Source organism: Novosphingobium sp. HII-3, assembly GCF_002916655.1.
GTDB classification, from domain to species: domain Bacteria; phylum Pseudomonadota; class Alphaproteobacteria; order Sphingomonadales; family Sphingomonadaceae; genus Novosphingobium; species Novosphingobium panipatense.
In genome coordinates this window covers 1-22,148 of sequence record NZ_PPSM01000032.1, presented here as the reverse complement: position 1 = coordinate 22,148, position 22,148 = coordinate 1, and the positions used below count along the sequence as shown (strand labels likewise).

At 64.6% G+C, this 22,148-nt stretch carries 23 protein-coding genes and 1 tRNA gene; 2 read left to right on the top strand and 22 right to left on the bottom strand.

Features of this window, described 5'->3' with window-relative positions; all coding sequences use genetic code 11:
* Window positions 1-150: 150 nt before the first annotated feature.
* From hemN to ccoN, 10 genes are read right to left on the bottom strand one after another with little or no spacing between them, the layout of a single operon-like run.
* The gene (hemN, locus tag C2R25_RS12625; RefSeq protein WP_103729550.1) at window positions 151-1,476 is read right to left on the bottom strand and encodes an oxygen-independent coproporphyrinogen III oxidase; all 1,326 of its coding nucleotides are present in this window, start codon (window positions 1,474-1,476) and stop codon (window positions 151-153) included.
* A 32-nt stretch (window positions 1,477-1,508) separates the two neighbouring features.
* Window positions 1,509-1,730, bottom strand: coding sequence for a hypothetical protein (locus C2R25_RS12620; RefSeq protein ID WP_103729549.1), 222 nt, complete (start codon window positions 1,728-1,730; stop codon window positions 1,509-1,511).
* Window positions 1,730-1,891 (bottom strand): cbb3-type cytochrome oxidase assembly protein CcoS, encoded by a 162-nt coding sequence (ccoS, locus tag C2R25_RS12615; protein WP_103729548.1) that lies wholly within the window; start codon window positions 1,889-1,891, stop codon window positions 1,730-1,732. The genes C2R25_RS12620 and ccoS overlap by 1 nt, the downstream gene beginning before the upstream one ends.
* Window positions 1,888-4,062, bottom strand: coding sequence for a heavy metal translocating P-type ATPase (locus tag C2R25_RS12610; RefSeq protein ID WP_103729547.1), 2,175 nt, complete (start codon window positions 4,060-4,062; stop codon window positions 1,888-1,890). The genes ccoS and C2R25_RS12610 overlap by 4 nt, the downstream gene beginning before the upstream one ends.
* Window positions 4,059-4,523 (bottom strand): FixH family protein, encoded by a 465-nt coding sequence (locus C2R25_RS12605; RefSeq protein ID WP_103729546.1) that lies wholly within the window; start codon window positions 4,521-4,523, stop codon window positions 4,059-4,061. Before C2R25_RS12605 ends, C2R25_RS12610 begins: the two co-directional genes overlap by 4 nt.
* Complete coding sequence (gene ccoG, locus C2R25_RS12600; RefSeq protein ID WP_103729545.1) at window positions 4,520-5,977, bottom strand: cytochrome c oxidase accessory protein CcoG; 1,458 nt, start codon at window positions 5,975-5,977, stop codon at window positions 4,520-4,522. Before ccoG ends, C2R25_RS12605 begins: the two co-directional genes overlap by 4 nt.
* Before the next feature lie 28 nt (window positions 5,978-6,005).
* On the bottom strand, window positions 6,006-6,932 hold the full coding sequence (ccoP, locus tag C2R25_RS12595; RefSeq protein ID WP_103729544.1) for a cytochrome-c oxidase, cbb3-type subunit III: 927 nt from the start codon (window positions 6,930-6,932) through the stop codon (window positions 6,006-6,008).
* The gene (locus C2R25_RS12590) at window positions 6,925-7,095 is read right to left on the bottom strand and encodes a cbb3-type cytochrome c oxidase subunit 3 (protein ID WP_103729543.1); all 171 of its coding nucleotides are present in this window, start codon (window positions 7,093-7,095) and stop codon (window positions 6,925-6,927) included. Before C2R25_RS12590 ends, ccoP begins: the two co-directional genes overlap by 8 nt.
* Window positions 7,092-7,841 carry a cytochrome-c oxidase, cbb3-type subunit II gene (gene ccoO, locus C2R25_RS12585; RefSeq protein ID WP_103729542.1) on the bottom strand — a complete coding sequence of 250 codons (750 nt, stop codon included), beginning with the start codon at window positions 7,839-7,841 and terminating at the stop codon, window positions 7,092-7,094. Before ccoO ends, C2R25_RS12590 begins: the two co-directional genes overlap by 4 nt.
* A gap of 11 nt (window positions 7,842-7,852) precedes the next feature.
* The gene (gene ccoN, locus C2R25_RS12580; RefSeq protein WP_103729541.1) at window positions 7,853-9,499 is read right to left on the bottom strand and encodes a cytochrome-c oxidase, cbb3-type subunit I; all 1,647 of its coding nucleotides are present in this window, start codon (window positions 9,497-9,499) and stop codon (window positions 7,853-7,855) included.
* Window positions 9,500-9,731: 232 nt separating this feature from the next.
* Between ccoN and C2R25_RS12575 the strand changes: the two genes are divergently transcribed.
* Window positions 9,732-10,436, top strand: coding sequence for an OmpW family protein (locus C2R25_RS12575; RefSeq protein ID WP_103729540.1), 705 nt, complete (start codon window positions 9,732-9,734; stop codon window positions 10,434-10,436).
* Between the two features lie 34 nt (window positions 10,437-10,470).
* Here the strand turns inward: C2R25_RS12575 and C2R25_RS12570 are convergent, their stop codons facing one another.
* The 9 genes from C2R25_RS12570 to cyoA form a co-directional block, all read right to left on the bottom strand.
* Window positions 10,471-10,923 carry a GtrA family protein gene (locus tag C2R25_RS12570; protein WP_103729539.1) on the bottom strand — a complete coding sequence of 151 codons (453 nt, stop codon included), beginning with the start codon at window positions 10,921-10,923 and terminating at the stop codon, window positions 10,471-10,473.
* 73 nt (window positions 10,924-10,996) lie between these two features.
* On the bottom strand, window positions 10,997-11,698 hold the full coding sequence (locus C2R25_RS12565; RefSeq protein ID WP_103729538.1) for a Crp/Fnr family transcriptional regulator: 702 nt from the start codon (window positions 11,696-11,698) through the stop codon (window positions 10,997-10,999).
* 74 nt (window positions 11,699-11,772) lie between these two features.
* Window positions 11,773-12,327: a response regulator transcription factor gene (locus tag C2R25_RS12560; protein ID WP_103729537.1), complete on the bottom strand. Its 555-nt coding sequence runs from the start codon at window positions 12,325-12,327 to the stop codon at window positions 11,773-11,775.
* Window positions 12,324-13,655: an ATP-binding protein gene (locus tag C2R25_RS12555; protein WP_369825706.1), complete on the bottom strand. Its 1,332-nt coding sequence runs from the start codon at window positions 13,653-13,655 to the stop codon at window positions 12,324-12,326. The genes C2R25_RS12560 and C2R25_RS12555 overlap by 4 nt, the downstream gene beginning before the upstream one ends.
* Entirely contained in the window at window positions 13,655-14,314 is a 660-nt protein-coding gene (locus C2R25_RS12550) for an SURF1 family protein (RefSeq protein WP_103729536.1), read from the bottom strand. The genes C2R25_RS12555 and C2R25_RS12550 overlap by 1 nt, the downstream gene beginning before the upstream one ends.
* Window positions 14,315-14,379: 65 nt before the next feature.
* Entirely contained in the window at window positions 14,380-14,781 is a 402-nt protein-coding gene (gene cyoD / locus C2R25_RS12545) for a cytochrome o ubiquinol oxidase subunit IV (RefSeq protein ID WP_103729535.1), read from the bottom strand.
* The gene (cyoC, locus tag C2R25_RS12540; protein WP_103729534.1) at window positions 14,781-15,425 is read right to left on the bottom strand and encodes a cytochrome o ubiquinol oxidase subunit III; all 645 of its coding nucleotides are present in this window, start codon (window positions 15,423-15,425) and stop codon (window positions 14,781-14,783) included. The genes cyoD and cyoC overlap by 1 nt, the downstream gene beginning before the upstream one ends.
* 3 nt (window positions 15,426-15,428) lie before the next feature.
* On the bottom strand, window positions 15,429-17,441 hold the full coding sequence (gene cyoB, locus C2R25_RS12535; RefSeq protein WP_199183824.1) for a cytochrome o ubiquinol oxidase subunit I: 2,013 nt from the start codon (window positions 17,439-17,441) through the stop codon (window positions 15,429-15,431).
* A gap of 7 nt (window positions 17,442-17,448) precedes the next feature.
* Window positions 17,449-18,783, bottom strand: a complete 1,335-nt coding sequence (gene cyoA, locus C2R25_RS12530; RefSeq protein WP_103729533.1) for a ubiquinol oxidase subunit II — start codon at window positions 18,781-18,783, stop codon at window positions 17,449-17,451.
* A 191-nt stretch (window positions 18,784-18,974) separates the two neighbouring features.
* Between cyoA and C2R25_RS12525 the strand changes: the two genes are divergently transcribed.
* Window positions 18,975-20,291, top strand: coding sequence for an MFS transporter (locus C2R25_RS12525; protein WP_103729532.1), 1,317 nt, complete (start codon window positions 18,975-18,977; stop codon window positions 20,289-20,291).
* A gap of 78 nt (window positions 20,292-20,369) precedes the next feature.
* Here the strand turns inward: C2R25_RS12525 and C2R25_RS12520 are convergent, their stop codons facing one another.
* The 3 genes from C2R25_RS12520 to C2R25_RS12505 all read right to left on the bottom strand — a co-directional run bounded on the left by C2R25_RS12520 (window position 20,370) and on the right by C2R25_RS12505 (window position 22,098).
* Window positions 20,370-21,026, bottom strand: a complete 657-nt coding sequence (locus tag C2R25_RS12520) for a hypothetical protein (protein ID WP_103729531.1) — start codon at window positions 21,024-21,026, stop codon at window positions 20,370-20,372.
* Between the two features lie 287 nt (window positions 21,027-21,313).
* Entirely contained in the window at window positions 21,314-21,703 is a 390-nt protein-coding gene (locus C2R25_RS20460) for a hypothetical protein (RefSeq protein WP_103729530.1), read from the bottom strand.
* Between the two features lie 318 nt (window positions 21,704-22,021).
* Window positions 22,022-22,098, bottom strand: a tRNA-Met gene (locus C2R25_RS12505).
* Between the last annotated feature and the right edge of the window lie 50 nt (window positions 22,099-22,148).

The window sequence follows — 22,148 nt, the reverse complement described above, 5'->3', positions numbered from 1 at the left end:
TGCTGATAAAGCTCCACTCTCTTCATCCTTCCACCTCCGCACAAAAGCGAAGGTCTAACAGGACTGGCCCTTTTTTATCCCGGTGCTCCGGTCCGGTCCGTGGCCCCTTTTATTCCCGGTGTTCTCAGAAGGCTTACCGGCGCAGCCGCGTCAGACCGCCGCGCTGAACTTTCGCAGCGATCCCTGCCGGTACGGATCAAGGCGCGCCACGATGGAGCGGGCATAGGGGAGCCCGGCAGGCGCGATAACCAGTTCTTCGCCCTCCAGGTCGCAAAGTCCCGCCTCGCGGTAAGGCTGAAGAAGCGGCAGAGCGGCATCCCGCAACTCCGGGTCGAGCCGTGCCCGGCTGCGGCACAGCAGAGATTCTATCACCGCTCCCCGCCGCTGATCGTCCAGGCTGCGTTCTATCCCGCGCGTGGCGGAGAAGCGATCCTGCGACAGCATCGTGCGGTAGCGGCCCGTGTTCTTCTCGTTCTGTGCGAGGAGGCCAGGAAAGCTTGAGATCGCCGAAGCCCCCAGCCCCAGCAGCACAGGCGCCTGTTCATCCGTGAAGCCCTGGAAATTGCGTCTCAGCTTGCCTTCGAGGGTCACGCGGGCCAGCGGGTCCGTGGGAAGAGCGAAGTGGTCGAAGCCGACCGGGATGTAGCCTCTCCGGGTCAGGAATTCATAGCCGTGCGCCGCCATCGCGAAGCGTGCCCCGGCATCGGGCAGGTCCCGGGCGTCGATCTTCCGCTGGCGCGCGATCAGGTGCGGAATATGGGCGTAACCGAACAGGGCGATGCGATCCGCGCCGAGAGCGACCGTCCGCTCCAGCGAGTCCTCCAGTTCGGCCATCGTCTGGCCGGGCAGGCCGTACATAAGGTCGAAATTGAGGGAACGGACCCCGGCCTTGCGCAACATGGCGGTGGCGTCCGCGATCATCCGCGCTGGCTGAATACGCCCGATGGCCTGCTGCAGACGGGAATCGAACGTCTGGACGCCGAGACTTGCCCGCTCGATTCCGACCGCCGCGATGACAGCGGCCCAGTCACTGGTGAGGGTTCGCGGATCGAGTTCGATGGACATCATCGGCCTCGATGTTTCGAACTGAAGCGTCAGCGCATCGACCAGTCGCACGAAGTCTATCGGCGAGATCCCGTTGGGGCTCCCCCCGCCGAACGCCAGGCGCGCCACCCGCGCTGTGCCGGGAAGCCGCTCGGCAACGAGAACGATTTCCTTGTGCAAGGCGTCGAGGTAGCGGGCCACCCGCTCCGCACTTGCCGCCGTGCGGTTGGCCACGCCGGTGTTGCAGCCGCAATACCAGCAGATCTTCTCACAGAAGGGGATGTGAACGTAGAGCGACACATCGCCGCTGACACCATCGATGGCCGTGGCAAACAGTTCGCCGCCCGTGCCGTCGACGAACTCGGCCGCAGTCGGGAAGCTTGTGTAGCGCGGTACGGGAATCGCGAGAAGATCGGGGTGATAGGTCCACATGCCGTTCGACGTGGCTTAAGCGGCAGCCTCGGTCATTGCGATTGATCAACACGCTTGCGCTTGCCATGCGAATGGCAGCCCTTGGCGCAGCATGGCCCCTGCCCCGGGCCCGGCGGAGCGTCGGGAACGGGAGCGGGAAGGCTGACGGTGCCGCCACTGCAAAGAAGTGTCGGCAGGACGCTGGCCTCGGCTTTCAGGGGCCCGATCATCGCCGGGATCATGCCAACGGCCCCGAAGAGGGGAAGAAGGCGCATCAGGCGCCCTCCGGTCCCGGATTGTCCTCATCGATCAGGATGCGGTTCGCCGCGCCGTCCAGATCCTCGTACTGGCGCGTGCGCATGGACCAGAAGAACGCACCGAGCCCGAAGAGGCCCATTCCCAGCGACAGCGGGATCATCAAGCCCAGAATCGTCATGCCTGCTCTCTCCCTTCCTTAGGTCCCGCCGCGCGGGCGAGCCGCAGAGAGTTGCCCACTACCAACACCGAACTGCCCGACATGGCAAGGGCCGCCACAAGCGGCGTCACATGCCCCATGATGGCCAACGGTACCGCCAGGACGTTGTACAGCACGGCTGTGGCAAAGTTCTGACGCACCACCCGCATCGTCGCCCGCGCCACCTTGATCGCAAGGGCAAGAGGCATCAGTCGCTCACCCACGAAAACCGCGTCTGCCGCCTGCTGGGATACGTCGCTCGCGCTGCCGGGAGCGAGGCTGACGTGCGCTCCGGCAAGGGCCGGGCCGTCGTTCAACCCGTCTCCCACCATCAGCACCTTGCGACCGGCGGCAGCACGGCGTTCCAGAAGCGCCAGCTTGTCGGCAGGCCGCATGGCGGCAGCGGCGAAGAGGTTCAGCGTGCGGGCAAGCGCGGCGACGGCTTCGGTACGGTCTCCGGAGGCGATACTGACGGTGAGGCCCTGCGCCCGCAGCGCATCGAGCGTCGCCGGCACATCGGGCCGCAGCGGGTCGCCAAAGGCGATGCGGGTGCGCGCGCCTTCGATGACGAGATCGACGGCGAGTTCGGTGCCTGCCGCCCCGCCCGTGGCGGCAGGCCGGACAAGCGCCACATCCCGGCCTTCGAAACGTCCGCGGATTCCAGTGCCGGCCGTCTCGTGCAGATCGGTCACGTCGGCCGGCTGCACACCGTCTTCGCGCAGCGCTCGCATCAGACCCCGGCTCAGGGGATGACGGCTCGCCTGCGCCAGACCCAGCGCGATGCCCTTGCTGGTCGGGCCAAGCAGAGCCAGCGTCATCGGCCTCGGTTCCCCGAGGGTGAGCGTCCCGGTCTTGTCCAGCAGGACATCGTCGACCTCGGCCAGCCGCTCCAGGGCCGAACCATCCTTGATGAGCAGCCCGCGCCGCATCAAAGTTCCCGCCGCCACCACCTGCGCCGCCGGTACGGCAAGGCCGAGCGCGCAGGGACAGGTGATGATGAGCACGGCGGTGGCGATCGTCAGCGCCTTGTACACGCCCGCTCCGGCCAGCATCCAGCCGCAGAAGCTCAGCAGGGCCAGCGTGTGTACGGCAGGCGCGTAGAGACGCGCGGCGCGGTCGGCTATCTGGACGTAGCGCGAACGGGACGGGCCCGCGTGGTCCATCAGCCGCGCGATGTCGGCTAGCGCTGTATCCTGCGCCGCTGCCGTGACGCGCACCTCAACCGGGTTCCCGAGGTTCACCATACCGGCATGGACGCGGTCGCCCGGCCCCGCCGCCTGCGGGTCGCTTTCGCCGGTGAGCATTGATGCGTCGATCGTGGTCGATCCTTCCTCGACCACGCCGTCGGCCGCCAGTGCCTCGCCCGCCGCCACGAGCATGACCATGCCGGGCTCCAGCTTTTCGGCCTCGACGTAGCGGGTCCCGCCATCTTCACCGAGGACCTGTGCCCCACGGCCCATCCGGCCGAGCAGAGCGGCAATCCCCGAGCGTGCCCGCCCCCGCATCATCGCATCGAGCGTACGCCCGGCGAGGAGGAAGAACAGCAGCATGACGGCCCCATCGAAGTAGGCGTGCTCTCCGCCCGTCACCGTTTCATGCAGGCTCATGGCTGTGGCCAGGACCACGCCGATCGTTATCGGCACATCCATGTTCGTGCGGCCATGACGCAGCGCCATCCACGCGGAGGCGAAGAACGGGCGCCCGGAATAGACCACGACCGGAATGGCGATAAGCGCACTGATCCAGTGAAACAGCTCCCGCGTAACGGCGTCCGTTCCGGACCAGACCGACACGGAGAACAGCATGACGTTCATCATGCCGAAGCCGGCCACGGCCAGCGCCCGCACGAGCCGCTTCGTCTCGCCGTCGTCGCGCGCCAGCGGGTTGTCGACGGCGCGCCCGGCCTCGAAGCCCAGCTTTCGCAGTTCCTCGATCAGGATGTCCTCATCGAGAAACGCGGCGTGGCTGACCGCGACGCGCTTCGCCGTCAGGTTGACGCGGGCGCTCTCCACGCCCGGCAGGGCGGAAAGGCCCCGTTCGATCTTGCCAATGCAGCCCGCACAGCGGATCCCGGGAACCGTGAAGCGGCTGTCCAGCATCCTCTCAGGCCCGGCAGCGAGAGCGGGGCGGAGCGCAGGTGCAGGAGCGTTCATGCGCCGATCTCCTGCTCGGTGCGCCACCGCGCCTCCCCCGCTTCCACATCGAAGCGCACGATCCATCTGCCAGCCGGAAGCGGCTCAACACTCACCCACCCGGTTGGCGTGCGGCGGAAGGAGAGCGGCACGTCCGCAAGCCGGCCAAGAGGATGGCGAGCGACCGCACCGATGCGCGCCGAGGCGGCATGCGTGCTACCGAGATCAAGAGAGACCTTCACATGGCCGTCGCTCCGCCCTGCATCGAGCCGCCAGCCAAGCCCCCTCGCCCTGGCGGCTTCGCTCAGCCAGCGATTGAATTGCTGGCTGGCGACATAGGAGTTCTCGACGACGATGCCGCCAAACGTGGTGCTGGCAAGGGTCGCCATGCTGACGTTGACGCCGATCACCACTCCGAAGCCGGAAACGAGTATGGCGGCCATATGGCGGCCGGTGAAGGGCTTTGGGCTCGTGACGGTCATGGTGTCGCCTCCTGCGGCGTGTCGAAGCGGACTTCGGCGGTGTCCATCTCATCGGGCTCGCCCAGCGCCCGGAGACGAAACACGAAGTCCTGTCCCGATGTCGCCTGAGGAGCCACTACGTAAATCCGCAAGGGGTACGTAGCGTCCGCCGGGACGGTGCGGACGATACGCCGACCGGCCGCGGCACGACGGCTGTCGTCCGCCCACATTTCCGCACCGGCCAATCCGTCCAGTGCGATCTCCATCCGCCGTGGTCGCCCCTGCATGTTGCGCAGACGCAGCGTATAGGCGTTTCGCACCGAGCCATCGCTCAGGAGAATGTAGGGCGGGTTGCGATCCTTGCTGACGGTGAGGTCGGTGTGCACGCGCGCCCCCAGAAGGAACAGCAGGGCAAACCCAATGCCTGCCCATGCGCCCACGTAGACCAGGGTGCGCGGACGCCAGATCAGCTTCCGATGGCGGGTCGGCGCATGGCCGGCCTGCTCCGCCTCGGCATCTTCCAGCGTCGCATAGTCGATCAGGCCACGGGGACGGCCGACCTCCTTCATCACCCGGTCGCAGGCGTCAATGCACAAGGCACAGGTGATGCATCCCACCTGAGCCCCCTCGCGGATGTCGATACCGGTGGGGCATACCGCCACGCATTGGGCGCAGTCGATGCAGTCTCCGTAGAGATCCGGTGCCTTCTGCGCCTTCTTGACACTGGCACGCGGTTCGCCGCGCCAGTCCTTGTAGGTGACGATGAGCGACTTTTCATCAAGCATCGTCGTCTGGATGCGCGGCCAGGGGCACATATAGATGCACACCTGCTCGCGCAGGAAGCCGCCCAGCACGAAGGTCGTGGCCGTCAGCACGGCGACCGTGGCATAGGCGACGGGATCCGCCGTGCCCGTCCAGAACGCGTGCTGGAGCGTGGGAGCGTCCGCGAAGTAGAAGATCCACGCGCCGCCCGTGGCGAAGCTGATCACGAGATAGATGGACCACTTTACCAGCCGCCGTGCGATCTTCGCCGGCCCCCATGGCGCCTTGTGGAGCCGCATTCGCGCATTGCGATCACCATCGATCAGCCGGTCAACGTGCTGGAACAGGTCCGTCCACACCGTCTGCGGGCAGGCATAGCCGCACCAGGCGCGGCCTACCGCGCTCGTCACCAGGAAAAGGCCTATGCCCGCCATGATGAGCAGACCCGCCACGAAATAGAACTCGTGCGGCCAGATCTCTATGCCGAACATATAGAAGCGGCGGTGGGCCAGATCGATCAGCACGGCCTGATCCGGTGCGTAGGACCCACGGTCCCAGCGCAGCCAGGGCGTGACCCAGTAGACGATCAGGCAGAGCGCCATCACCGCCCACTTGATGCGCCGGAACTTGCCGTCGATGCGGCGATTGAAGACCGGCTCGTGCCTCGCGTAGAGCGAAGCACGTGTGCTGCCGGATGCAGTGGACTGATCCATTCTCGTGCGTCCCGCAGGGCTGGCGCCGTCAGGGCGCGGGGACGGCGGGCGGAGCACTCGCCGGCATCGCGGCAGGCGCTTCCTCACCCCCGCCGAGCGAGTGGACGTAGGCCGCCAGCATCCTGATCGTCACGGGATCGAGACGCCCGGCCCAGGCCGGCATAACCCCCATGTGCGGCCTTGTGATCTGCGCGATAACCTCCGCCCTGCTGCCGCCGTCGAGCCAGATCGGGTCCGTCAGGTCCGGGGCACCGAACTGGCGGCTGCCTTGCCCTGCGGGTCCGTGGCAAACGGCGCAGTTGTCCGCGAACACCCTGGCTCCTGCCGTGCTGGGGCGCGACTTGCCGGAGAGCGAAAGCACATGATCGGCAACCTGTTCGATCTGCTCAGGAGGCAGCAGGCCGTCCGCGCCGAATGCCGGCATGGCCGACTGCCGCGTCGCCGCATCGCCCGGCTGGCGTATGCCGTGGATGAGTGTGGTCTCGATGGCCTTCAGGTCGCCGCCCCAGAGCCAGTCGTCGTCGTTGAGGTTTGGAAAGCCCTTGAAACCCGCCGCCCCCACGCCGTGGCATTGCACGCAGTTGATCCTGAAGGCCGCCGCGCCGCCGGCCACCGCCGCGCGCATCAGTTCGGGATGGCGGGCAAGCTCCTCTATCGGCATGTCCGCAAGCGCGGCAACAGTCCTTGCTCGCGCGTCGGCGGCCTGCTTCATCTCCTTGTCCAGCTCGCCCCGGCTGGTCCAGCCGAGCATGCCTTCGGTGCCCCTCGCGAGCATCGGCCAGGCCGGGTAGGCGATGCAGTAGCCGATGGCGAAGACGATGCAGGCATAGAAGGTCCAGAGCCACCAGCGCGGCAGCGGCGTGTTCAGCTCCTCGATCCCGTCCCACTCATGGCCGACGGTCTCGGTCCGCGTGGCCTCGTCCAGACGGCCCGCGCGCTTGTGGTTGTCAGCCATCGTTCTCGTCCTTGAAGATCATAGTGGCGGCCGTTTCGTTGCGGCCGCGCTGTCCGGGCCGCAGGGGCCATGCCGCCAGCACGAGGAAGATCACGAGCATGACGAGCAGGCCCCAGCTGTCCGCGAAGTGGCGGAGCAGGTCGTAGGTGGAATGCGTGCTCACCGGCCCTTCTCCGTCGCAAGCTTCTCCTGAGCGGCAGCCGCGTTGACATCGACCATCGTGCCGAGGACCTGCAGGTAGGCGACCAGCGCATCCATCTCGGTCACCCGCTTGGGATCGCCGTCGAAGTCGCGCACCTGGGCCCTGGGATAGCGCGCGGCGAGGTCACCCGCATCGGCTTCGGGATCGGCCTGGGCGTTAAGATCTGCAAGCGCGCGTCCGATGTCGCGATCGGTGTACGGCACGCCCACGCGGCGCAGCGCGGTGAGGTTTGCAGCAACATCGGGCACGTCGAGGTCCCGCTCCGCCAGGAAGCCGTAACTTGGCATTACGGATTCCGGCACGACGGACTGCGGGTCCTTCAGGTGCTGTACGTGCCAGCTATCGGAGTAGCGCCCGCCGACCCGCGCCAGGTCAGGCCCGGTGCGCTTGGAGCCCCACTGAAACGGATGATCGTACATCGATTCCGCGGCAAGGCTGTAGTGGCCATAGCGTTCGACTTCATCCCGGAACGGACGGATCATCTGGCTATGGCAGGTGTAGCATCCTTCGCGCACGTAGATGTCCCGGCCGGCCTGTTCGAGCGGGGTATAGGGACGTACCCCCTCAACCCGCTCGATGGTGTTGTCGATCCAGAACAGCGGCGCGATTTCCACGATGCCGCCGATGGCCACGACAAGAAGCGAGCAGAGGCCCAGCAGGGTGATGTTCTTCTCGAGAGTCTTGTGGCGTTCTACGATGGTAGGCATGGGATGTCCCCTCAGGCGGCCGCGACGATCGGGCGATCGGCGGCGGGGTCGAAGGCGGCGTCATGGAGCGGCTTTTCCTCGCGCAGCCGGCCAAGGATGGTGGCCCAGACGTTGAAGGTCATGACCGCGGCGCCCGCGAGGTAGAGCAGGCCTCCGAAGGCGCGCAGCGCGTACATCGGATGCAGTGCGGCCACGCTGTCGGCAAAAGTGTTCACGAGGTAGCCGTCAGCGCCGTATTCGCGCCACATCAGGCCCTGGGTGATGCCCGCCACCCACATGCTGGCAGCGTAGAAGACGATGCCCAGAGTCGCGAGCCAGAAGTGCCAGTTCACCATCCGCAGCGAGTAAAGGCGTTCCCGCCCCCAGAGACGCGGCACGAGGTAGTAGATCGCGCCAAAGGTGATCATCCCGTTCCAGCCCAGCGCTCCCGAGTGGACGTGGCCGATGGTCCAGTCGGTGTAATGCGAGAGCGAGTTGACGCTCTTGATCGACATCATCGGCCCTTCGAAGGTGCTCATGCCGTAGAAGGCGAGCGCCATCACCATCATGCGGATGATCGGGTCGGTGCGGACCTTGTCCCAGGCGCCGTTCAGCGTCATCAGCCCGTTGATCATGCCGCCCCAGCTCGGCATCCACAGCATGATCGAGAACACCATGCCCAGCGTCTGCGCCCAGTCGGGCAGCGCGGTGTAGTGGAGGTGGTGCGGCCCCGCCCAGATGTAGAGGAAGATCAGCGACCAGAAGTGGATGATCGACAGGCGGTAGGAGTAGACCGGCCGCTCCGCCTGCTTGGGCACGAAGTAGTACATCATCGCCAGGAAGCCGGCAGTCAGGAAGAAGCCGACCGCGTTATGGCCGTACCACCACTGCACCAGCGCGCCCTGCACGCCCGCGAACAGCGGGTAGCTCTTGGAGCCCAGCAGGCTTACCGGCAGATCGAGGTTGTTGACCACGTGCAGCATGGCCACTGTGACGATGAAGGCGAGATAGAACCAGTTGGCGACGTAGATGTGCGGCTCGGAGCGCTTGACGATCGTGCCGACGAAGACCGCGAGGTAGGCGACCCACACAATGGTCAGCCACCAGTCGACGTACCATTCCGGCTCGGCGTATTCCTTGCCTTGGCTGGTGCCGAAGAGATAGCCGGTGGCCGCCAGCACGATGAACAGCTGATAGCCCCAGAACACGAAGCGGGCGACGCCCGGGAAGGCAAGCCGCGCCCGGCAGGTGCGCTGCACCACATAGTAACTGGTGGCGATCAGCGCGTTGCCGCCGAAAGCGAAAATGACGGCCGACGTATGCAGCGGGCGAACCCGTCCGAAGTTCAGATAGGGCTCGAGGTTCAGGACCGGCCAGGTGAGCTGCGCGGCGATGAAGACGCCGGCGAGAAAACCCGCCATGCCCCAGAATACGGTGGCGATGACACCCCAGCGGATCGGATCGTCATCGTAGCGCCCCGCGTCCGGGAAGCGCAGGACACCCCGGGCGAAACCGTCATAATCCGCGCTGCGCACCGTGAACCACAGCGCGGCGAACGCAGCGAACGCTACGATGGCCATGTGCATGGCGAAACCCTGATCCGCCGCGAACGCAGACGCGATCACGGCCAGGAAGAGCACGGCGAGCCAGACGCCCGTCCGTGCAAGGACCGAAACCATATGCCTTCTCTTTTCGGGATAAATTACTGATCGGACCTTGCCCTTGGTCCGATTCCTCAGCCGCGGCATTGACGGCGATCAAAAAGGGAAAGTCTCGCCTGATCGCGAAAAATCGTTGCTTTTGAGCGCGATCAAATCGCTTGCGGAATGAAGCGCGCAAATGGCTCCCGGGCCGCTCAGGCAAAAGGGGACACGCATGGTGCGGCCCCGGCGGCTCTCCGGAACACATCCTATGCGCAAAGTAACCGTGCTCGCAGCCGCTCTCGCAACCGGTGCCGCCGCCTTGGCCACACCCGCCCTCGCCGGCAGTCCGGACGGGAAGGTGCAGGTGAAGCTGCTTGCAACGGGCGTGTTGCCGGACGGCGGGATCGACGCCGTCAGATCCATTGATCCCGCACTGGCCGGTACACTGGCCGGCATGGGTGTGACCGACGTCGACGCGAAAGCGAACGATAACGTCGTCCCCACAATCGCCGTCGAGTACTTCGTCACCAAGGCTTTCTCGGTCGAGACGATCTGCTGCTTCACCCAGCATCATGTCAATGGTGCCGCCGATCTTGCCGGGACCCGGCTCGTCGACCACGTGCTGATCCTGCCTGCCACGATCACCGCCAAGTTCCACCTGGACACCGGCGGCCCGCTCAAGCCCTACCTGGGCGCAGGCCCGGCCCTGTTCGTCGTCTTCGACGAGAAGCCGGGCTCGACCGCGCGAGCGCTCGGGGTGGATAGGGTGAAGATGTCAAACTCCCTTGGGGTGGCGCTGCAGGGCGGCATCGACGTTGCCCTGGGCACGAAGGGCTATGGCCTCTCGCTTGACGCCAAGAAGTACTTCATCGAACCGACCGCCACTTTCTATGCTGACGGCGCAAAGGTGCTGAAGACCCGGCACGACCTCAATCCCTGGGTGGTCAGCGCCGGCCTTTCGTACCGGTTCTGAGTGGAGCCTCCCGCCCCTTGCGGGCGGGGGGCTTTCACACCTCGTGGAAATTGAGCGTCGCGTTCAGAATGAACACGAGAAGGCCCGAGCACAGGGAAACGATGACCCGCGCCACCAGGTAGTGTGTCTCCAGCGGCCCCGTGAGCAGGGCGAAACCCCCAAGGATCACCGCAAGGCCGATCATGGCATTGCCCAGGTAATAGACATAGCCGGTGAAGATGCCGCGGTCGCTTTCGCGAAAAACCCAGACGCGGGCGAGGACGTAGTTCAGCGAATTGGCGAAAAGGAAGCCGAGGGCTACCGCCGCGAACTTATCCATCCCAAGGTGCGCGACCATCACCCAGATCAGCGCCATGTCGACAACGAAACACAGGCAGGACGACACCGCATTGCGCAGGAACAGTTCTGCGCCGTGGCGACTGAACAGGCCGGAGTGAGAGTGCCCGGCAGTTGCTGCATGCGACCTGGCGATAGGGGAATGGAACATTCCCGCTTCAACGTCGCAGGAGCGCTCGGGTTTCCTGCATCGCAGCAGGAAACCGGCCACCTGCGACGGGCTGTTAGCCGGCTTCGGCTACCAGACCGTCGAAGTCGAGGATGGCGACCTCCCGCCGTGACGGGATATCGATCACGCCTTCGTTTCGCAGCCGCGTGAACTGGCGGCTGACCGTCTCGATGGTCAGTCCAAGAACGTCCGCGATCTGCTGGCGCGAGAAGGGAAGCGTCAGGATACGACGGTTCGGGCTGGCCGGGTCGACCCGGCACCCTGAGCCTGTCAGGCGCTCGGACATCTCCACCAGGAAGCTCGCCATCTTCTCGGACGCGGACTTGCGGCCGAGCAGCAGCATCCAGCGGCGGGTGCGATCGAGTTCGCCGAGCGTGCGCTCCAGAAGCTTGTGCTCGAGAGCGGGGTGCTCGCGCGCGAAGGCGTCGAAATCTCGCCGCGAGAAAACGCAGACCTCCGCTTCGGTCAGGGCCGTCACCCCGTGGCCTGTCGTGCCGCCGAAGGGGCGTCCGATGAAGTCGGACGGATAGACCACCCCGACGATCTGCTCCCGGCCGTCCTCTGTGTTGGTGGAGAGCTTGAGGACGCCGTCGATGACGTTCGCCACCAACACCGAATCCTCGCCCTCCCAGATCAGCGATTCGCCTGCTTCAAGCATGCGGGTGCGACCGATCGCGTTGAGGGCGCTCAGTTCCCTGGAATCGAGTGCGGAACAGATCGCCCTGTTGCGCACAACGCACACGTCACAGCTGGCCATGGAATACAATCATAGGAGGTAGGGTCATCCGTTTGCGCGTATTGTGCGCGGCATAACGCAAAAAGGCTGCAATCTCAAAGCTGTCGCTTCTCAAGCTTCCGCGCGAGGGTACGCCGATGGAGTCCGAGGCGGCGCGCCGTTTCGGAAATGTTGAAGTCGCACTCGACCAGCGTCTGGTGAATGTACTCCCATTCCAGCGTCTTGATCGAGGTCTTACGACCCTCCACGGGCACGCTCGCATCACCGCGCAGGCTCGCGAAGGCTGCCTCGATATCATCGGTGTTGGAGGGCTTTGCCAGATAGTGAGCAGCACCCAGCTTGATCGCCTCCACGGCGGTCGCGATGCTGGCATAGCCGGTGAGGACGACGATGCGCGTTTCGGGCGAATGGGCGTTGAGCGACTCGACCACGGCGAGGCCGGACGCGGCGCCGAGTTTCAGGTCGACCACCGCGTAATCGAAACATTCTCCGGCAAAGAGCGCCTCCGCCTCCTCGGGCGTACCCGCGGAAGCCACCCGATATCCTCGTCGCTCGAAGGATCGCCGCAGGGTGCGTGCGAATGTCGGGTCATCCTCGACGATCAGCAGGCTTGCGCCGCTTTCGCCAATGGCGCTGACGGTCTCGGTCATGGCGTTTCTTCCCGTGCGTCGCTTTCGAACGCCAGTGTAGCGAGAGGAATCGTCAGTTGCACGCTGGCGCCGCCGCTTTCGCGGTTTTCGACCAAGACCAGCCCGCCGAGCTTGCGGATCACGTTCACGACGAGGAAGAGGCCAAGGCCGCCGCCATCCCGCCCCTTGGTGGAGGTGTAGGGCTGCCCGATCCGCGCCTTCACATCGGCGGCAAAGCCGGGGCCGCGATCGCTGACGGTGAAGACGAGCTGCCTGCCCGGCCCGGCGCCCTCCAGCCACGCTTCAATGAGCACCAGGTCCGGCGATACCTCGATTGCGTTGTCAATGACGTTGCCGATGATCTGCCGCAGCCCGGGATCCGCTATGATCTGCACGTTCTCAGCGATGCGATCCACGAGCCGAAGCTCGCCGGGAGTGCGCACCCGCCATTCCTCCGCAATGTCCTCGACGAACGCGCGCACGTCCGTGACCGCCGGATCAATGCCCCGAACCTCGCCGGCCGACATCAGGATGCCGGTCACGATGGTCTTGCAGCGCTCCAGCTCACGCCGCACATCGGCCAGATCGGCCGCCATGTCCGGATCCTGCGCGATCGCCGGTTCGCGGCTCCAGTCCCCCAGGATCACGGAGATCGAGGACAGCGGCGTGCCGAGCTCATGCGCGGCGCCGGACGCCAGCAGTCCCATGCGGATGATGTGATCCTCTTCCGCCGCCTGGTGCCGGTAAGCCGCAAGCTGCGCATCGCTGTCCCTGCGGTTACGGTCCAGCCTCTCGACAAAGACGATCAGCAGCACCGCGGCCAGCACGAAGCAGAACAGGCTGCCGTAGATGTAGAGACGGAAGGGGTCCTGTGCGTAAGGATCGGGAAGGCGCAGCGGCACGTAGCGGAACGTCAGCAGGGCCATGCAGAGGCAGGCATTGAGCGCCACGAACCAGCTCCACCGCGCCTCCAGGATGATCGCACCGATGACGATCTGGAGGAGGAACAGGAAGGTGAACGGGTTGGTCGCCCCGCCTGAGTGGTAAAGCTGCCAGCACAGGGCAATGACATCGATCATCAGCGCCGAGCACAGCTCCCTCTGCGAGAATGCGCGGCGCTGCAGCAGTATGCGGGCGACCGCCACATTGACAAGGATCAGCAGAAGCGGCGCCAGCAGCAGCGGCGCCAGCGGCAAACGCACGTCCAGCGCCGTTGCCACCACGATGATGGTGGCCAACTGGCCGAACACGGCGATCCAGCGTAGCTGTGTGAGAAGAATGACGCTCGACCGGCTCGGCGAGCTTGCCGCGACATCCGGCGGGGCGAAGAAGGCGGCGAAGCGCCGGATCACGCCCGCTGCCAGACGAAGATCAGGGCGACCAGCGAAAGCGCCGCCATCGAGAACCACGTCAGCGCGTAGCTCAGATGGCTGTTGGGGAAGCGGACCTGCGTCAGCCCCGGAACCGGCTTCAGCGCCGATGCGGAGGGCTGCGCGGCCTGTTCCTGCTGCGCGTCGACGAAGGCAGGCGTCACCGGGCCCAGCCCTCGCTTCTGCGCCAGGGCCGCCACATCGCGCGAATACCAGCGATCCGCCTGCGGCTGATTGGACTGCAGGATACTGCCCCTGGGCTCAGGCAGGCGCAGCAGGCCCACCACGGACACGGTTCCCTTAGGAGCGGTAGCGCCGGCCTGTGCGGCAGTGGTCCCCGCCGGAACGAAACCGCGGTTGATCCATACCAGGCGCCCGTCATCGAGGCGCAGCGGGGTCATCGTCCAGTAGCCCGTTCCGCGTTCCGTGGCTGCCCGCACCAGCGCGGTCGCAGCGCCGTCGTAAACGCCCGACAGGCCTACGCGCAGGTACTCGACCTCCGGCCCGAGCTTCGCGTCGGGCGGCAGTGCCACCGGAGCCGCATGGACCCGCGCCTCGACGCGGGCAATGAGCGCCTCCTTCCAGGCCTTGCGCTGCACCTGCCACACGCCGAGCGCCACGAATACGCCGAGCACCACAAGCAGAAGCGCGGCAAGCCCGATGGGCCGCCGCGCTCCGCTTGTGTCCGATGAAGGCCCCCCGGTCAGGGCAGCTGCCCCATGTCGTGTGTCATGGGCATCATGTTGGTGTTGAGGTGGAACATGACCCACAGAGAGCCAGCCAGGGTTATGATGACCAGCACGATCGTGAAGATCAGCGCCATCACCGTCCAGCCGTTCTCCGACTTGGTGTTCATGTGCAGGAAGTAGATCATGTGAACGACGATCTGCACGATCGCGAAGGCCATAATGACAAGCGCGGTGGTCTGCTTGTCCTCGATGGCACCGCTCATCACCAGCCAGAACGGGATGGCGGTGAGGATGACCGACAGGACGAAGCCGACAACGTATTCGCGCAGCGAACCGAGGCTGCCGTGTTCGCCATCGTGAGCATCCGCGTTGGGATGAACGTGCTTTTCGGCTTTGGCGTAGTAGGATTCGGCCATCAGAGCATTCCCATCAGATAGACGAAGGTGAAGACGCCGATCCAGATGACGTCAAGGAAGTGCCAGAACAGCGACAGGCACATGAGGCGGCGCTTGTTGGCCGGGATCAGGCCCTTCTTCGAAATCTGAATCACGAGCGTGAACAGCCAGATCAGGCCGAAGGTGACGTGAAGGCCGTGCGTGCCCACCAGCGAGAAGAACGCGGTCAGGAAGCCCGAGCGCATCGGCGTCGCGCCTTCGTGGATCAGGTGGCTGAACTCATAAAGTTCGATGAAGAGGAACGCCGCACCGAAGGCAGCCGTCACCAGAAGCCACAGCTGCGTGCGTGCCCTGTCGTTCTTCTCCATGGCCAGCATGGCGAAGCCGTAGGTGATCGATGAGAACAGCAGCATCGCCGTGTTCAGCGCAATCAGCTTGAGGTCGAAGAGATCCTTCGGTCCCGGTCCGGCGGCCAGATTTCCACCCAGCACGCCGTAGGCCGCGAACAGCATCGCGAAGATGAGGCAGTCGCTCATCAGATAGATCCAGAAGCCCAGCATGGTGCTGCCGCCTTCCGGATGGTGGTGCTCCTCCAGCTCGTAGAACGCGGCGCGAAGCTGGTCCGGGCTGAGATTGCTCTGTGCGTTGATGGTCGTTGCGGTCATGTCTCAGGCTCCCGCTGCTTCGAGCTGGCGGGTCCGCGCAGCTTCCGTCTCGGCCACGGTTTCGGCCGGGATGTAGTAGTCGCGGTCATAGTTGAACGTGTGGAAGATCGCGTAGCCGATGATGCCAAGGAAGGCCACGGCAGCCAGCCACCAGATGTACCAGATCATCGCGAAGCCGAGCACCGTCGACAGGCCGGCCAGTATGATGCCGGTTCCCGTCCCCTTGGGCATGTGGATCGGCAGGAAGCCCTGGACCGGACGGGTCACGCCGCAACGCTTCATGTCGTCGTAGGCATCAAGGTCCTGAATGATCGGCGTGAAGGCGAAGTTGTACTCCGGCGGCGGCGACGAGGTCGACCACTCGAGCGTACGGCCGTTCCACGGATCGCCGGTTTCATCACGCAGCTCGTCACGCTTCCAGATCGACACCGCGAACTGGATGAGCATCGCGCCGATACCACCTGCGATCATCGCCGCGCCAAAACCGGCGATCAGGAACCAGATCTGCAGGCTCGGATCGTCGAACACGCGCATACGGCGGGTCACGCCCATCAGGCCCAGGATGTAGAGCGGCATGAAGGCGAACCAGAAACCCGGGACCCACAGCCAGAAGCTGACCTTGCCCCAGAACTGGTTGAGCTTGAAGCCAAAGGCCTTGGGCCACCAGAAGTTGATCGCCGCGAAAAGACCGAACAGCACGCCGCCGATGATCACGTTATGGAAGTGCGCGATCAGGAACAGCGAGTTGTGCAGCACGAAGTCGGCAGGCGGTACTGCGAGCAGGACGCCGGTCATGCCGCCGACCGTGAAGGTCAGCATGAACGCCACCGTCCACATCATCGGCAGTTCGTAGCGGATGCGGCCGCGGTACATCGTGAACAGCCAGTTGAACAGCTTCGCGCCGGTCGGGATCGAGATCACCATGGTGGTGATGCCGAAGAACGAGTTGACGCTGGCGCCCGAGCCCATCGTGAAGAAGTGATGGAGCCACACGAGGTAGGAGAGAATGGTGATGACGAGGGTCGCGTAGACCATCGACGAGTAGCCGAACAGGCGCTTGCCCGAGAAGGTCGAGGTGACCTCCGAGAACACGCCGAACAGCGGCAGGATGAGGATGTAGACCTCGGGGTGGCCCCAGATCCAGATCAGGTTGACGTACATCATCGGCGAGCCGCCGAAGTCGTTCGAGAAGAAGTTGAACCCGAGGTAACGGTCCATGGTGAGCATGGTCATCACCGCTGTCAGCACCGGGAACGCCGCCACGATCAGGATGTTGGTGCACAGCGAGGTCCAGGTGAACACCGGCATGCGCATCAGAGTCATGCCCGGCGCGCGCATCTTCACGATCGTGCAGATGAGGTTCACGCCCGACAACAAGGTGCCCACACCGGCGATCTGCAAGGCCCAGATGTAGTAGTCGACACCGACCCACGGGCTGTACGCAAGATTGGAGAGCGGCGGATAGGCCAGCCAGCCGGTCTGCGCGAACTCACCGATGAACAGCGACATCATGACGAGGACCGCACCGGCGGTCGTCATCCAGAAGCTGAAGTTGTTGAGAAACGGGAAGCTGACGTCACGCGCGCCGATCTGCAGGGGCACGACATAGTTCATGAGGCCGGTCACGAACGGCATCGCCACGAAGAAGATCATGATCACGCCGTGGGCGGTGAAGATCTGGTCGAAGTGATGCGCGTTCAGGTAGCCCTCGCTGCCATTGAACGCCATCGCCTGCTGGATACGCATCATCACCGCGTCGGCGAACCCACGTAGCAGCATGATCAGACCCAGGATCATGTACATGATGCCGATCTTTTTGTGATCGACGCTGGTGAACCACTCTTTCCAGAGATAGCCCCAGAGCTTGAAGTAGGTGAGGGCCGCCACAAGGGCGACGCCGCCCAGCGCCACGGCCACGAAGGTCGCAAGCACGATGGGGTCCTGCGGGATGGCGTCCAGCCACAGGCGCCCCAAGAGGGGGCTCCAGTGGGAGTGGTCTACGGCTTCGATTGCCATTGTTCTGTCAGTTCCGCGAAATCAGGGAAACGTGTGCGGGCTTGGCCGAAGACACGGCAGCCGCATCCTCCTTGCCGAACCCGATCGACTGTGGTGCGGCGATGCCTGCGCCGCTCAGCGAGCGGAGATCGTCCGGCGCCTTGACGGTGCTGTCACGGACCTGCCCGGGCATCTGCTCGCAGAGGGCGCGAACCCATGCCAACTCCCGACGGACCGCCTCGTTCGGATTTCCGGTCGAAGCGAGCGTCGCCTGACGGCCGGTCTTGTCGTAAGCCAGCATCTGCACGTTGCGGATACCGGCCTTGCCGAGGCCGCCGCGTGCGTCGATTGCCATCATCTCGCTCATGCACATCTTGCCCGGCTCGACGCACATGTCGACAACGGCGTCGAACAGCTTGGGCTCGACGGTGGCGAAGCGGATGGCGGGCACCTTCTCGCTCGGCTTCTCCAGTTCGAGGTAAGCGGCGCGATCGAGGTTGCCGCCCATCGGGCGGGGCGAGACACCGTTGTGCAGCGGCATCTCCGAAAGCTGCGCCACCTGCTGCGGCGTCGCGCCGGTGGTCTTCACTTCCCCGACCCACTTGCCGAAGTCGGCGTCGGACACGGCGCGCATCTTGAAGCGCATGTTCGAGAAGCCGGCGCCCGAATAGTTCGCCGAGAGGCCGAAGGATTCGACATTCTCGTTCATCACCGCGTGCAGGCGCGTTTCCATGCCTGGCATGGCGTAGATCTGCCCTGCCATGGCAGGAACATAGAACGAATTCATCACGCTGGAGGCGGTGATGCGGAAGTTCAGCGGACGGCCGGTCGGCACGACCAGTTCGTTGACGGTCGCAATTCCCTGCTCGGGGTAGATGAACAGCCACTTCCAGTCGAGCGCGACAACTTCCACCTCCAGAGGCGTCATGTCCCGGGTGATTTTGGTGTCTTGGTCGATCCGGCCAATGGCCCGATAGGGATCAAGCAGGTGCGTGCTGGTCCAGGTCACGGCGCCAAGGCAGATGATGATCAGCAGCGGCGCCGCCCAGATCAGCAGTTCGAGCTGAGTCGAGTGGTCCCAGTCCGGCTCGTAGGGCGCGTCCTTGTTCGAGGCGCGGTAGCGCCACGCGAAGATCACCACGGCAAGCATGACCGGAACCACGATCAGCAGCATGAGCAACGTCGCAACGACGACGAGGTCGCCTTGCTGACGCGCCACGTCACCTGACGGATTTAGGACAAGCGTGTTGCAGCCGGTGAGCAGGGTCGCAAGACCGGCAGCTCCCAGCAGGCGCAGGATGCGGGTTGGCCGGGGCGCCAAGGGGCGGCCGGGCGGACTCAGGCGTGACTCGGACGGATGCATGGCGCGTCGCCTAGGCTCGTGCTGCGGATGCGAACATAGGACATTTTGTCCAATCCCCTTGCGCCCGTACAATGACAATAGGGCGGCGAATGTGAAGCCGCGCGCCTTTCGTGCGCGGCCGATTCGCGGAACGCGCGGACCCCTTCCTGCGTTCCGCGTGTTAACAGCAGACGAAGGCCGCGAAACGCCAGATGAGCACGACCAGCAATCCACCGACCCGCGAGGAACTCGGGCTGCCGACGTTCAAGCCGCACCACACGATCTCGCCGGGCGAGATCGCGATCGGCGTGATCATCGGCCGCACCTCGGAATTCTTCGACTTCTTCGTCTACGCCATCGCCTCGGTGCTGGTCTTCCCGAAGTTGTTCTTTCCCTTCGTCGACCCGCTCACGGGTACGCTCTATTCGTTCGCGATCTTTGCGCTTGCCTTCATTTCGCGCCCGATCGGTTCGCTTCTCTTCATGGCGGTTGACCGCGCGTATGGCCGGGGCGTCAAGCTGACGATCGCGCTCTTCGGGCTCGGCGGTTCGACGGCCGCGATCGCCTTCCTGCCAACCTATGAGAGCCTGGGTGAGCAGGCGATATGGCTTCTCGCCTTTTTCCGCCTGGGACAGGGGCTTGCTCTTGGCGGCACCTGGGACGGTCTCGCCTCGCTGCTCGCGCTCAACGCACCCGAAAGGCGCCGCGGTTGGTATGCGATGATTCCCCAGCTCGGCGCGCCCTTTGGCCTCATCGTCGCCAGCGCCCTCTTCGCGTTCATGATCGCCGCGCTGCCCGCCGCCGACTTCCTTGCCTGGGGCTGGCGCTATCCCTTCTTCGTCGCTTTCGCGATCAACGTGGTTGCTCTCTTCGCTCGTCTGCGCATCGTCGTGACGGAAGAGTTCAAGACGCTGTTCGAAAGCCGCGACCTTCAGCCGGTGAGCGTGACCGACACGCTTCGCAAGGAGGGCAGCACCATCGTCATCGGCGCATTCGCTCCGCTTGCGAGCTTTGCGCTGTTCCATATGGTCACCGTGTTCCCGCTGTCCTGGGTGTTCCTCTTCACCGACGAAGCCCCCACCCGCTTCCTCCTGATCGAAGTCCTGGCCGCCGCCTTCGGCGTGGTCGCGCTCATTGCCTCGGGCCGCCTTGCTGACCGTTACGGCCGGCGCAACCTGCTCGGAACCTGCGCCGTCGGCATTGCCGTCTTCAGCGGCTTCGCGCCACAGCTTCTCGACGGCGGCACGGCTGGCGAGCTGGTGTTCATGATCGTCGGGTTCATCCTGCTCGGCCTTGCCTTCGGCCAGTCGTCCGGTGTCGTCGCCTCGACCTTCTCGACAGACCATCGCTACACAGGCTCCGCACTGACCAGCGACCTTGCATGGCTGTTCGGCGCCGGCTTCGCCCCCTTGGCAGCGCTACTCCTTTCGGTGAACTTCGGCCTTATCGCATCGGGTGGTTACCTGCTCTCCGGCGCCCTTGCGACTTTGATCGCCCTCTGGCTCAACAAGGGTCTTGCGAGCCGCTGAAGGCCTCCAGTCTCGATGAAAAAGGCCGCAGCCCCAACCGGGTCTGCGGCCTTTTCTTTTTGCATTGGCGGTCAACGGTCACGCGTCGCGTCTCAACTCCACGAGTTCGTAGGCGGCGTCCACCATCTCCCAGCAGAGCTTGACGAAAAGCGCCTCCGCCTCCGTCACCCACAGATCAGCGGCGGGCCATTCCGGCGACCATCGAAGTGCGTAGCGTCGGGTTGCAAAGGTACCCGCCCTCACCGTCACCTCTTCCTCTCCCTGATAGGCGACGTCGATGGTGACAGGAATCGCGATGAGCCCTTGATCGCCGTTGGGTGAGATCGAGTTGGTGACCCCCTGGACCGGCAGAAACTCTCCCGGACTCGATGTACCTCGTGCTACGGCTGCGAGGGCGTCTCCAACCAGCGGATGGAGGCCGAGATACCGACCACCTTCTGGCGTAGGCAGCCGCTGCGACACCCGACCCAAATCGACGGTGCGAGCCTCGCACTCGAAGGCACCATCTTCCTGGAGGAAAAGTGCCGTGCCCTTGACATCCCCGTCCAGCGTCACCCGGCAGAACGCATCGACCGGGCGGCCATCTTGGCCGAGGAAGTAGGTGACGTCGCGCGTCAGGCCCACGTCATCCATTTCGCAAAACGCCCGGAGGCTCTGTGCGCCCGTGGCCGTGTGCGTGATCCGCTCAAACCATTCGCGCCCGGTCTCCTGCCCCTGCCGGAGGTAAGCAATCAAACCGGATGTTCTTCTCTGCGACATGCAAGGCGCTCCCTGGCGGTGCTGGAGTGGCATCCAAGGGTGTGCTTTTTAGCGTACGCTCGCGGGCCTGGTACCATTGCGAGAGTTGTCGTCGCCAGTCGAGGAGCAGCCGCCTCTGGGAGCCGGATACCTGTGGCGGCGCCAATCGCGAGGCTTTATTCCTAAGCATCGCTGCTGACGCCGGTTGCTATGAAGGCGAAAGCTCTTGCGGAAGAGCCGAAGACGCCTCCTTGCACCAGGTGCGTGCTGACAACGGCAAAGTCTCAATCAATGCCGTCCTGCATTGAGAGGGCGGGCAGATGGGTCCGGCAATTGGGTTTGGGAATGATCGCGACGAAGCGGCACGTTGGCGTCTGGTGCGATGGTCCAGGAGCGCCCCGCAAATTCGTCGTTTGCTGGCGCTTGCGCAGATATACGATGGAGGCAACCGTAGCGATGCAGGGCGGATCGGCGGCGTCACTTTGCAGATTGTACGCGACCGGCTGATCCGCTTGGATGCTCGAGGGCCGGACGGACTGCTGGACGGCAAGGCCCCAAGCAAGCGCTCGATCCTTGATGATGCCCGGCGCGGGGCGCTTGCCGAGATGGTCGAGCGCGGGCCGATCCCGGCGATCCATCGCGTGGTGCGGTGGCGGCTGATCGACCTCGTGCATAGCTCCACGACGAGTTTGGGGTGTTGATCGATCAGAGGGCCGTAAGCCGCGAGTTGAAACAACTCGGCTATGTGAAGCTGGCGGCGCGGCCACCCATTACGCGCAGAACGAACTCTCCATGGAGGGGTCTAAAAAAGAGTTTACTGCCGCAGTGGCAGAGGTCCGCACGAGCCTCCCGAACGGCACGCCCATAGAGATTAGGTTCCAGCACGAGGCGTGCGTCGGACAGAAGGACACCATCACCGGGCGTCGTACATCGGAGGATGCTCTCACGTGCGCACGGCCGCGCTGGGCGTTTCTGTAGGGTTTTATTGAGTATGGTTGCGGGGGCAGGATTTGAACCTGCGACCTTCAGGTTATGAGCCTGACGAGCTACCGGGCTGCTCCACCCCGCGTCACCGATTGTGTGCGTTCGAGGGGAACGCGAAGAGGGCCTTTGGGGGAT